The organism is Bacillus sp. TH25, from assembly GCF_016650935.1.
Taxonomy (GTDB): Bacteria; Bacillota; Bacilli; order Bacillales; family Bacillaceae_G; genus Bacillus_A; species Bacillus_A mycoides.
The window spans coordinates 448,375-460,985 of record NZ_JAEKEU010000039.1 but is presented as its reverse complement, the minus strand read 5'-3'; the positions used below and the strand labels follow the sequence as shown (position 1 = coordinate 460,985).

The following is a 12,611-nucleotide window of genomic DNA, read 5'->3' as shown; positions in this document are numbered from 1 at the left end:
CACCTCCCATGCTAATTTTGTGTTAATCGCTTCACGATTTTCACTGTTTCGTACGCCGCTTTTTCAATTTGCTCTTTCGTATTTCCAAGTCCGAAACTAAAGCGTACGGATGAACGTATTTGATCGGAGTCTTTTCCGAACATCGCCACTAATACATGTGATGGATCAATCGAACCAGCTGTACAAGCAGAACCACTTGATACTGCAATACCAGCTAAGTCTAGGTTTACAAGAAACGGTTCAATATTCATTCCTGTAAAACTTATATTAAACACATGTGGTAAGCGATATTCCAAGTCTCCGTTTACCTCGAAATGAATGTCCTCATTTTTGAAGACAGATACCATTATATCTTTAAACTCTTCATATTGGGCATTTTTTTGCTCACGAGTTTTTTCAGCTAGCGAAACTGCATGTTGAAGTCCAGCAATACTAGGTACATTTTCAGTACCAGCACGACGTTTTCTTTCTTGCTCTCCGCCTATTAATAACGGTTCAAATTTCACATTTGCACCAGCATATAGGAATCCTACACCTTTTGGGCCATTAATTTTGTGAGCGGAAATCGATAATAAATCAATACCAAACTCTTTCACATCTATTTCTATTAAACCGTAAGCTTGTACAGCATCTGTGTGGAAATAAGCTTGATGCTCTTTTAACAACTTTCCTATTTCCACAATTGGTTGTATTGTCCCTACTTCATTATTCCCGAACATAATAGATACAAGAATCGTCTCTTCCGTTAGTGCCTTTTGTATGTCAGAAACTTGAACACGCCCTGTTTCATCAACAGGTAAATACGTCACTTCAAATCCTTCACGCTCTAACAATTCACACGTATGCAAAATCGCATGATGTTCAATTTGCGTTGTAATAATGTGGTTACCTTTATGACGATTCGCACGCGCTACACCTATAAGTGCTAAATTATCAGCTTCTGTACCACCGCTCGTGAATATAATTTCATTTGGACTCGCGTGAATGCTACGTGCACACACACGTCTCGCCTCATCTACCGCATGGCGCGTTTGACGCCCATAAAAGTGAATACTAGACGGGTTTCCAAATGTTTCTGTCATATATGGAATCATCTTTTCGACCACTTCTGGGTGAGTCGGAGATGTCGCAGCATGATCTAAGTAAATGCGTTCCATTAAATCTCCTTCTTTCCAAATCGTTTCACAAGGAATTAAATGTAAAACATATAGCCCCCGTGATTTTCTTCCTCATAACGTACTAAATCTTCTAAAGTTGTACTATCTAATACTTCTTGCACTGCATCACGAACACGCATCCATAATTGGCGTTGTGCTGGTTCTTCTTCTTCTATCATTTCTACAACACTAATTGGACCCTCTAGTACACGGATTACATCTCCAGCTGTAATGTTGACTGGCTGATCAGATAATACATATCCGCCATATGCACCACGCGTACTCTTTACAAGACGAGCGTTACGAAGTGGTGAAATTAATTGCTCTAAGTAATGCTCAGATAGGTCATGTGCCTGTGCAATTGATTTTAATGAAATTGGGCCTTCACCAAACTTTTTTGCAAGGTCGATCATAATTGTTAAGCCGTAGCGGCCTTTCGTTGAAATCTTCATCTATTTGCACCTCATTTCAAATTTTCACTTCTATTGGTTATATCTTATTTATCCCGCTATTTGCGGGCAGTAAAACTCCCACCTCAAAATTCGGCTGGAGCAAAGAAGTTAGGTGGGGGATGAACAAAACCCCCACTAATTAAAGTTTCACTTTATAAAAGAACACAATTTAAAATCCTATGAAATTATAGCATAATATAGTATTATAAGAAATTTCAACTTGTGTATCAAAATGATAACATAAAATCACATTGAAAAACTCGGAAATTATTACAATTGAAAGAAAAATAGGAATATTCATATTCATTTTCCCCACAAAACAGCATCCTATTTCAAATTTCATCAAAAAAAAATGATACGATAGAATGAGATTATACATTAAGGGAGAGGGTCAAATGAAACAACCACTCGCACATCGAATGCGCCCTACAAATATTCAAGAAATTATCGGACAACAGCATTTAGTTGGTGAAGGCAAGATTTTATGGCGTATGGTCCAAGCAAATCATTTTCAATCAATGATTTTATACGGTCCTCCAGGCACAGGAAAAACATCAATCGCTAGCGCAATTGCAGGAAGTACTGGAACCCTGTTTCGCCTCTTAAACGCTGTTACTCATAATAAAAAAGATATGGAAGTTGTCGTACAGGAAGCGAAGATGCATCGGCACCTCGTTTTAATTTTGGATGAAGTTCATAGGCTAGATAAAGCGAAGCAAGACTTTCTATTACCCCATTTAGAAAGCGGACTTCTTACTTTAATTGGTGCAACGACAAGCAATCCGTTCCATGCTATTAATTCTGCTATTCGAAGTCGTTGTCAAATCTTCGAATTACACGCATTAACAGAAGATGATATTTTAATTGGCTTAAAACGAGCGCTTGAAGATAAAGAAAAAGGGCTTGGGGAATATGATGTAACTGTTACGGATGAAGCATTACATCACTTTGCAAATGCGTCAGGCGGAGATATGCGCTCAGCTTATAATGCACTTGAACTAGCTGTTTTATCTAGCTTTACAACTGACGACAAAGCCGCGGAAATTACACTTGAAATCGCAGAAGAATGCTTACAGAAAAAGAGTTTCGTTCACGACAAAGGTGGCGATGCTCACTATGACGTTTTATCTGCTTTTCAAAAATCAGTACGCGGAAGTGATGTGAACGCCGCGCTTCATTATTTAGCACGTCTTATTGAAGCTGGTGACTTACAAAGCATCGGTAGACGTCTGCTTATTATGGCATATGAAGATATCGGACTTGCTAGCCCACAAGCTGGACAACGTACACTTGCAGCGATTGAATCAGCTGAACGGGTCGGCTTCCCAGAGGCACGCATACCACTTGCAAATGCTGTTATTGAACTTTGTCTATCACCGAAATCAAATTCGGCCTATAAAGCACTCGATGCCGCACTACACGATTTACGTAATGGCCAAACAGGCGATATTCCAAGTCATTTAAAAGATAGTCATTATAAAGGAGCCGAATCGTTAGGAAGAGGCATCGGATACTTATATCCACACGATCACCCAAACGGTTGGGTACAACAACAATACTTACCTGATAAAATTAAAAACAAGCAATATTATAAACCGAAAACGACAGGAAAATTTGAACAAGCACTTTCTACTGTTTATGAAAGATTACAAAGTTCGCATAAAACGAAGAATAAAGGGTAATATAAGCGAAAACGTCACCATTACGGAGGGTTCGCTTATGAAAACACGTCAAGATGCATGGACAAAAGAAGACGATCTCCTTTTAGCAGAAACTGTTTTACGACATATTCGCAGCGGAAGTACACAAATAAAAGCATTCGATGAAGTTGGTGATACATTAAACCGAACTTCAGCAGCTTGTGGCTTTAGATGGAATGCTGAAGTAAGACCATATTATGAAGATGCGGTGCAAATCGCAAAAAAACAACGTAAAGAATTAAAGCGTTCGGAAGCTAAAATAGAAAAAGAGCAGTTCACACAAACTCGGCAGCTCGTAATCGATGCCGAGTTTTCAGAAGATATTGTCCCAAATAAACAAGATCTTACAATGCAAAATGTCATCTCATTTTTGCAAAACTTGGAGCACAATAACCCTTCACTCGCAAAGTTACAAACTGAAAATGACGTATTACAAGATCAGCTCACTTCCCTGCAAAAAATGAATAATGAACTTGAAGCAAAATTAGCTGTTCTCACAAAAAAACAACAAGCAATCGAAGAAGATTATGCAATGCTTGTTAGAATTATGGATCGTGCTCGAAAACTTGTTTCGGTCGAAGAACAAGAAGAGCAAATTGCTCCGATTTTCAAAACCGATCAAAATGGAAATTTAGATATTATATATTCTGCAGAAAACTAAAAACAGGGATGCCACTTTTTCAACTAAGTGACATCCCTGTTTATTTTCCCTTAGTGAAAAAGCAACACAGTAAATGAAATTATATTAACGATTCGACATCGACATTTCTTTAAAACATACAAAAAGCATATATCCGAAATGGATATATGCTTTCCTTTTATTCTTGCCCTACACGCTTCACTTCTACGTTTTTAATACGCTCACGTACAACGTGACTTGCCATAATTAAACCAGCCACAGATGGCACGAATGCATTTGAAGAAGGTGGTAATTTCGCTTTACGAATTTTTGCATTTTCGTCTGGTACGATTTCTTTACGTACTTCTTCACGAATTACGATTGGGTTTTCGTCAGAGAAGACAACTTTTACACCTTTTTTAATACCATCTTTACGAAGCTTCGTACGAATTACTTTCGCAATTGGATCTGTATGTGTTTTAGAAATGTCCGCAATACGGAAACGAGTTGGGTCCATTTTATTTGCCGCACCCATACATGAGATAATTTTGATTTTACGACGTAAACATTGTTTAATTAAATGAATTTTGAACGTAATCGTATCAGATGCATCTACTACGAAATCTAAACCGTGTTTAAAGAACTCTTCATATGTTTCATCTGTATAAAACATCTCTAGTCCAATTACTTCACACTCTGGATTAATATCTGCAATACGCTCTTTCATTAATTCTACTTTTGAACGTCCTACAGTAGATACTAACGCGTGAATTTGACGGTTTACGTTTGTAATATCTACAACATCTTTGTCAACTAATACAAGACGTCCTACGCCAGAACGTGCTAACGCTTCTGCCGAAAATGATCCTACGCCGCCAATACCTAAAATACCGACTGTACTATTTTTTAATATTTCAAGGCCTTCTTTTCCAAAGGCTAATTCATTACGTGAAAATTGATGTAACATTCAGCTCTACACTCCTATTACAAAAATGGTCTACCATGTATTCTAGCGTTTTTCCGACTATTTGTATAGAAAAAGTTATAGAATTCCTAAAAATACATATTTCAAACAAGGAAAACATAATGTAAACCGGACTTTTTAAACAACCTCTATAAAAAAAGCCTAGACGGCTATAGTATAACCATCTAGACTCTATTCTTACTTCTCTTCTTTCAAGCTCAATTTTAAGCTTAGCTCTTCAAGCTGAGCTTCTGCAACTGGACTTGGCGCTTCTGTTAATAAGCAGCTTGCGCTTGCTGTTTTCGGGAATGCAATTGTATCACGAAGGTTCGTACGACCTGCAAGTAACATAACAAGACGGTCTAAACCTAATGCGATTCCGCCGTGTGGTGGTGTACCGTATTCGAATGCTTCTAATAAGAATCCGAATTGTTCTTGTGCTTCTTCTTGTGAGAATCCAAGTGCTTTGAACATTTTTTCTTGTACGTCACGCTCGTAAATACGAAGTGATCCACCACCAAGCTCATAACCGTTTAATACAAGGTCATATGCTTGTGCACGTGCTTTTTCTGGTGCTGTTTCTAATAACTCAACGTCTTCACGGAATGGCATTGTGAATGGGTGGTGAGCTGCGAAGTAACGATCTGCATCTTCATCGTACTCAAGAAGTGGCCAATCAGTTACCCATAGGAAGTTAAATTTACTTTCGTCAATTAGCTCAAGTTCTTTACCTAAACGTAAACGAAGTGCACCTAAGCTATCTGCAACAACGCTCTTCTTATCTGCTACGAATAATAATAAGTCACCAGCATCCGCTTCTAATGTACTCATTAACACGTTTGCATCTTCTTCACCGAAGAATTTCGCAATCGGTCCTTTTAAGCCGTCTTCTTCAACTTTAAGCCAAGCTAGACCTTTTGCACCGTATACTTTTGCGAATTCAGTTAATGCATCGATGTCTTTACGAGAGTATTTGCTCGCTGCACCTTTTGCGTTAATCGCTTTTACTTGTCCGCCGTTTTCTACAGCACTTGTAAATACTTTAAATCCACAACCTACTGCAAATTCAGATAGGTCTTTTAGTTCCATTTCAAAGCGTGTATCCGGCTTATCAGAACCAAAGCGAGCCATTGCATCAGCATATTTCATACGAGGGAATGGTGCACTAACTTCTACACCTTTTGCATCCTTCATGACTTTCGTCATCATACGCTCCATCATTTCTAAAATTTCATCTTGTGTTAAGAATGATGCCTCGATATCAATTTGCGTGAATTCCGGTTGACGGTCCGCACGTAAATCTTCGTCACGGAAACAACGTGCTACTTGATAGTAACGCTCAAATCCACCGACCATAAGAAGCTGTTTAAATAGCTGCGGAGATTGAGGTAATGCATAAAATTCACCATCATGCACACGGCTTGGTACTAAATAGTCGCGAGCTCCTTCTGGCGTGCTCTTCGTTAAAATTGGTGTTTCAACTTCTAAGAACTCTTCTGTATCTAAGAAGTTACGAATTGTTTTCGTTACGTCATGACGCATTTTGAATGTGTTGAACATTGCAGGACGACGTAAGTCTAAGTAACGATATTTTAAACGCACATCTTCTGATGCATCTGTATCATCAGCAATAATGATTGGCGTTGTTTTCGCTGCGTTTAATACATTTACTTTCGATGCTTGTACTTCAATACGACCAGTTGCCATATTATCATTAATTGCGCCTTCACCACGTTCAACAACTGTACCTTCTACGTGTAATACGTATTCGCTACGAATCGTTTCTGCTACTTCTAACGCTTCTTTTGATGTTTCTGGATTAAATACAACTTGTACGATACCTGTACGGTCACGTAAGTCGATAAAGATTAATCCACCTAAATCACGGCGTTTTTGTACCCAACCTTTTAATTGAACTGTTTGTCCAACCGCTTCTACTGTTACTTTTCCGCATGCATGTGTTCTTTCAGCCACTTTAAGTTCCCCCTATATTAATTTCTCTGCTACATATGAAGCAAATACATCTAACGCTACTTCTTCTTGTCCGCCTGTTGCCATATCTTTTAAGTTAATGATGCCTTTATCTAGCTCATCTTCCCCTAATACAGCTACGTATTTCGCATTTAAACGATCTGCAGATTTAAATTGTGCTTTCATTTTGCGATCTAAATAATCTTTTTCAACTGCTAGTCCAGCTTTACGAAGATCAAACGCAATTTTCGCAGCTTGGTCTTTCGCTTTTTCACCAAGTGCTACAACGTAACAATCAATACTATGTTCAATTGGTAACTCAATATTTTCAGCCTTCAGCGCCATAATTAAACGCTCAATACTCATCGCAAAACCGATACCTGGCATTTCCGGTCCACCGATTTCTTGTACAAGTCCGTTATAACGGCCACCGCCACTTAATGTTGTGATAGCACCGAAACCTTCTGCCTCACTCATAATTTCAAAAACAGTGTGTTGGTAGTAGTCTAAACCACGCACTAAATTCGGATCTTTCTCAAATGGAACATCCATCATCGTTAGTAGTTCTTGTACTTTGTCGTAGTATACTGCTGAATCTTCGTTTAAGTATTCTGTAATAGATGGTGCCGTGCTCATTAATTCATGATTACGGTCCTTCTTACAGTCTAAAATACGAAGAGGGTTTTTTTCTAAGCGAGATTGGCAATCAGAACAGAATTCTCCGATGCGCGGCTCAAAGTGAGCAATTAACGCATCACGGTGTGCTTGACGACTCGCTGCATCACCTAAGCTATTTAATACAACTTTAATATTTTTTAAGCCCATACCGCGGTAAAACTCTACAGCAAGTGCAATTACTTCTGCATCAATTGCTGGATCGTTACTACCAATTGCTTCAATACCGAATTGTACGAATTGACGATAGCGACCTGCTTGTGGTCTTTCATAACGGAACATTTGGCCGATATAGTATAATTTTGTTGGTTGTGTTGCATCACCGAACATTTTGTTCTCAACGTAAGAACGTACAACAGGTGCAGTACCTTCTGGACGTAATGTTAAACTACGCTCTCCACGGTCTTGGAATGAATACATTTCTTTTTGTACGATATCTGTCGTATCACCAACACCACGTAAAAATAGCTCTGTGTGCTCAAAAATTGGTGTACGAATTTCTTTATAATTGTAACGACGGCAAATGTCGCGCGCTTGCCCTTCGATATACTGCCATAACTCAACACTACCTGGAAGAATATCTTGCGTTCCGCGTGGGATTTGAATAGACATATTCAGTTCCTCCTCAAATTGTTTTAATCTTAATAAAAATAAAAAAACTCCCGCCTCTACTGTTTGAACAGTAGGGACGAGAGTATTATACCCGTGGTGCCACCCTAATTGAAGCACGTATGCTTCCACTTTTTTAATAACGCTTAAATTTGCGTTCATCTCTACTAAGCGTATAAGCCTTTCAAGTTGAAACCTACAGAGTGTCATTCAATCAGTCATCATGTAGAAATGTTTTCAGCCTAGGACATTTCTTCTCTTTCCATGTGTATCTCATTTACTCTCCTCTATCAACGGCTATATTCATATGTAAATATAAAATTACTATACGTTTGTTGAGTAGGATTGTCAAGTGCTCTAAGAGCGCTCAATTTGCTTCTTTAGACGCTTTACATCTTGTAGTGAAATTCCAAACTCAGAAGCAAGCTCCATTGAAGTATTGTTTTGTTCTTTTGAAATAAAATCATGTAAATTTACGTTAAACAGTTGATTTGCACCATTTGTAACAGAATGCCCTTTTTCATTCATACGCATACGTATATCCCTCACATTCAATATGGTTGTTTTACTTTTTATTGTTCCATATTGATGAGATAGTTATACATAGCCGAAACAGTTATTGATTCCAAATAAACATAAGAATGCGATTAACAATAATAACGGTAGCCAATCCACTCGCAAGTAAAGGGTGCTTCAAATGATACAACGCTGCAACACCTACTCCAAACACGATAATTTCTAACAATACATGCAATATACCACGCAATTCCCACTCTGCGTGTGGAGCTCCAAATAGCCCCCATATGACAGCAACAACAATCGGAAGAATAATAGCCAGTGTACTTTTTACAACAGGTATTTCTCCTATTCGGAACCCCCAGTATCCAACAATCCCAAGAACGCATAACTCCAGCATAAAACGTAAAGCTATATTGAATTCTTGAAGCATGCTACACCTTCTTTTCCTTTTATTCCTCTTCAAATTAAATCCTATTGTAACTAAACAAAACATACCACAATGTATGAAAAAAGAGAGGATTCTATAATCCTCTCTTCCCCGGCAACACTATTTACTTTCTACAATTAAGGTCACCGGACCATCATTGATTAAAGAAACGTCCATCATTGCTCCGAACTGTCCTGTCTCCACATGCAGTCCTTGTTTACGAACTTCTTCATTAAAGAAATCATATAAATGCTCTGCATAATCAGGTTTCGCAGCATCCATAAAGTTTGGACGTCTTCCCTTGCGGCAATCTCCGTATAATGTAAATTGCGAAATAGATAGAACTTGTCCCTTCATATCAAGTACAGAGTGGTTCATCTTTCCGCTCTCATCTTCAAAAATACGTAGGTTTGCAATTTTTTCTGCGATATAAGTTGCATCTTTTTCTGTATCTTCATACGTAATGCCAACTAGTAATGTTAAACCGAATGGAATTTGTCCTACAATCTCGCCATCTACTGTGACAGACGCTTCCTTTGATCGTTGTAAAACAACTCTCATCTTTTCTACACTCCCTATTAATGCATCATGCGTCGTACGGCATAAATTTCCGGAACACGTTTAATGCGCTCTACTACTTTTTTCAAGTGTTGTAAGTTTCGAATAGAAATCGACATGTTAATCGTTGCCATCTTATTACGATCACTTCTACCAGAAACAGCTGAGATATACGTCTTCGTTTCTGTAACAGCTTGTAATACTTCATTCAATAAACCACGACGATCATAGCCTGAAATTTCAATATCAACATTGTACTCAATTTCTTTTTCAGGACTACCTTCCCAATCTACTTCTAGTAAACGCTCCACCGCTTCTTCTGTATGCACATTGACGCAATCGCAACGGTGAATTGATACGCCTCGACCTTTCGTAATATACCCAACGATATCATCGCCTGGAACTGGGTTACAGCATTTTGATAAACGAATTAACAAATTATCTGCACCACTTACCTTTACACCAGAATCCCATTTTCGAATTTTCATCGGTTTACGAACTTCTTTAACTTCAACGATTTCTTCTTCTTCACGTTGTTTACGGAACTTGTCCGTTAGTCGCGTAACAATTTGTGCAGCTGTAATGCCGTTGTATCCAACTGCTGCAAACATATCTTCTTCATTTGCAAAGTTAAACTTCTCAGCAACACGTTTTAAATTATCAAGTGCTAATACTTCTTTCATCTCATACTCTAAGCCACGCACTTCTTTTTCAACAAGTTCACGGCCTTTTTCAATATTTTCATCTCTACGTTGCTTCTTAAAGAATTGACGTATTTTATTTTTCGCATGAGATGTTTGAGCAAGCTTTACCCAATCTTGACTTGGGCCATAAGAATGTTTCGATGTTAAAATTTCAATGATGTCACCAGTCTTCAGCTTATAATCAAGTGTCACCATTTTCCCGTTTACTTTTGCACCAATTGTTTTGTTTCCAATTTCCGAATGGACACGATATGAAAAATCAATTGGGACAGAGCCAAGAGGTAATTCCATTACATCGCCTTTCGGTGTGAAGACGAATACCATGTCAGAGAACAAATCAATTTTTAATGATTCCATAAACTCTTCTGCATTAGAAGCTTCATTTTGCCATTCTAATATTTGACGGAACCAAGTTAGTTTCTTCTCTAATGTACCCGTTGTTTCTGCTGTTTTTCCTTCTTTATACGCCCAGTGTGCCGCGATACCGAATTCTGCAATTTCGTGCATTTCTTTCGTACGAATTTGCACTTCTAGCGGATCACCTTTCGGTCCAATTACAGTTGTATGAAGAGATTGATATAGATTTGCTTTCGGCATTGCAATATAATCTTTAAAACGACCTGGCATTGGCTTCCAGCACGTATGAATAATTCCAAGCACCGCGTAACAATCTTTAATACTATTTACAACGACACGTACAGCTAATAAATCGTAAATTTCATTGAACTGTTTATTTTGCAATGCCATTTTACGATAAATACTGTAAATATGTTTTGGTCTTCCAGAAATCTCAGGTTGAATTGAAACTTCTTTTAATTTCTCACGAATACCAGTCATTACTTCATCTAAATATTCTTCACGCTCTGCACGTTTACGCTTCATTAAATTTACAATACGATAATATTGCTGTGGGTTTAAATAGCGGAGTGACGTATCCTCTAACTCCCATTTAATAGTACTAATTCCGAGTCTATGTGCTAAAGGTGCAAAGATTTCTAACGTTTCATTCGCAATGCGACGCTGCTTCTCTTGAGGCAAATGTTTCAATGTACGCATGTTATGAAGACGATCAGCTAGTTTAATTAAAATAACTCGAATATCTTGAGCCATTGCAATAAACATTTTGCGATGGTTTTCTGCTTGTTGCTGCTCATGGGATTTATATTTAATCTTTCCAAGCTTTGTAACACCATCGACAAGCATAGCGATTTCTTTATTAAATTCCCGTTCAATGTCTTCTAATGTAATTTCTGTATCTTCCACTACATCATGTAAGAAACCTGCCGATACTGTAGCCGGATCCATGTGTAAATCAACTAAAATACCTGCAACTTGAATTGGGTGAATAATATATGGTTCACCCGATTTTCTATATTGTTCGCTATGTGCATCACGCGCATATTCATAGGCACGTGCCACTAGCTCAATATCTCCATCCGCTAAATATTGACTTGCTTTCTCGAGTACCTGTTCAGCTGTTAGTACTTGCTCATTTGCCATCGAATCACCTTTTATTGAAAATTGACTTTATCTTTATTAAGTAGAATAAATTATATTCTATCATTATAACCCAATGATTGTGAATTGTGAAAAGGAAAAGATTTTACTGACATTTCACCATGTTTTTTTGTGCAATTATACAAAAGTACCCGCTCCTCTCCAAGAGATTCACGGGTACTTTTTTATCACCGTAGTTTCACCTATATAATGATTAGTATTTTTCTAATACTAATACATCGTAACCATCTAACATTTTACGACCATCTAAGTAAGTAAGCTCTACTAAAAATGCAATTCCTGCTACAACTCCACCAAGTTCTTCAACTAGTTTAATTGTCGCTTCGATTGTTCCACCTGTAGCTAATAAGTCATCTGTAATTAATACACGTTGGCCTGGCTTAATTGCATCTTTATGGATTGTTAAAACGTCCGTTCCATATTCTTTACCGTAGTCAACTGTAATTACTTCACGTGGTAATTTCCCTAATTTACGAACTGGTGCGAAACCTACTTCTAATGCATAAGAAACTGGGCAACCAATAATAAAACCACGCGCTTCTGGTCCTACTACAACATCAATGTCTCTTTTATTTGCATACTCAACGATTGCATCTGTTGCTGCTTTATATGCTTTTCCGTCGTTCATTAAAGGTGTAATGTCTTTAAACACAATACCTTCTTTCGGATAATCTGGTACAATTGCGATATGTTGCTTGAAATCCATATTTCTGAATCCTCCTCAGATATAAAAGGTTT

At 37.9% G+C, this 12,611-nt stretch carries 12 protein-coding genes and 1 other annotated feature; of the genes, 2 read left to right on the top strand and 10 right to left on the bottom strand.

The window, feature by feature from the left end:
* Positions 1-11: 11 nt before the first annotated feature.
* Both JFT89_RS26210 and cymR read right to left on the bottom strand, forming a co-directional pair.
* Positions 12-1,157, bottom strand: coding sequence for a cysteine desulfurase family protein (locus JFT89_RS26210; protein WP_002067246.1), 1,146 nt, complete (start codon positions 1,155-1,157; stop codon positions 12-14).
* Positions 1,158-1,192: 35 nt separating this feature from the next.
* Entirely contained in the window at positions 1,193-1,609 is a 417-nt protein-coding gene (gene cymR, locus JFT89_RS26205; RefSeq protein ID WP_000704117.1) for a cysteine metabolism transcriptional regulator CymR, read from the bottom strand.
* Between the two features lie 395 nt (positions 1,610-2,004).
* Here cymR and JFT89_RS26200 point away from each other — a divergent pair, with 395 nt between their 5' ends.
* The gene (locus JFT89_RS26200; RefSeq protein ID WP_002067244.1) at positions 2,005-3,291 is read left to right on the top strand and encodes a replication-associated recombination protein A; all 1,287 of its coding nucleotides are present in this window, start codon (positions 2,005-2,007) and stop codon (positions 3,289-3,291) included.
* Between the two features lie 37 nt (positions 3,292-3,328).
* Positions 3,329-3,970: an RsfA family transcriptional regulator gene (locus JFT89_RS26195; protein WP_002034101.1), complete on the top strand. Its 642-nt coding sequence runs from the start codon at positions 3,329-3,331 to the stop codon at positions 3,968-3,970.
* 157 nt (positions 3,971-4,127) lie between these two features.
* On the opposite strand, the gene JFT89_RS26190 is transcribed toward JFT89_RS26195, so the two are convergent.
* The 8 genes from JFT89_RS26190 to JFT89_RS26155 all read right to left on the bottom strand — a co-directional run bounded on the left by JFT89_RS26190 (position 4,128) and on the right by JFT89_RS26155 (position 12,579).
* A complete protein-coding gene (locus JFT89_RS26190; RefSeq protein WP_000903181.1) occupies positions 4,128-4,895 on the bottom strand; it encodes a tRNA threonylcarbamoyladenosine dehydratase in 768 nt (255 codons plus the stop codon).
* 195 nt (positions 4,896-5,090) lie between these two features.
* Complete coding sequence (gene aspS / locus JFT89_RS26185) at positions 5,091-6,866, bottom strand: aspartate--tRNA ligase (RefSeq protein WP_002067242.1); 1,776 nt, start codon at positions 6,864-6,866, stop codon at positions 5,091-5,093.
* 12 nt (positions 6,867-6,878) lie between these two features.
* The gene (hisS, locus tag JFT89_RS26180; RefSeq protein WP_002145627.1) at positions 6,879-8,150 is read right to left on the bottom strand and encodes a histidine--tRNA ligase; all 1,272 of its coding nucleotides are present in this window, start codon (positions 8,148-8,150) and stop codon (positions 6,879-6,881) included.
* A 69-nt stretch (positions 8,151-8,219) separates the two neighbouring features.
* Positions 8,220-8,450 (bottom strand) — a binding site (T-box leader).
* A gap of 54 nt (positions 8,451-8,504) precedes the next feature.
* Positions 8,505-8,681, bottom strand: a complete 177-nt coding sequence (locus tag JFT89_RS26175) for a hypothetical protein (protein WP_002015300.1) — start codon at positions 8,679-8,681, stop codon at positions 8,505-8,507.
* Between the two features lie 82 nt (positions 8,682-8,763).
* Positions 8,764-9,096 carry a YrdB family protein gene (locus JFT89_RS26170; protein WP_002067230.1) on the bottom strand — a complete coding sequence of 111 codons (333 nt, stop codon included), beginning with the start codon at positions 9,094-9,096 and terminating at the stop codon, positions 8,764-8,766.
* Positions 9,097-9,213: 117 nt separating this feature from the next.
* Complete coding sequence (locus tag JFT89_RS26165) at positions 9,214-9,654, bottom strand: D-tyrosyl-tRNA(Tyr) deacylase (RefSeq protein WP_201040913.1); 441 nt, start codon at positions 9,652-9,654, stop codon at positions 9,214-9,216.
* 17 nt (positions 9,655-9,671) lie between these two features.
* Positions 9,672-11,855, bottom strand: coding sequence for a GTP diphosphokinase (gene relA, locus JFT89_RS26160; protein ID WP_002067229.1), 2,184 nt, complete (start codon positions 11,853-11,855; stop codon positions 9,672-9,674).
* 211 nt (positions 11,856-12,066) lie between these two features.
* Positions 12,067-12,579: an adenine phosphoribosyltransferase gene (locus JFT89_RS26155; RefSeq protein ID WP_002015305.1), complete on the bottom strand. Its 513-nt coding sequence runs from the start codon at positions 12,577-12,579 to the stop codon at positions 12,067-12,069.
* Between the last annotated feature and the right edge of the window lie 32 nt (positions 12,580-12,611).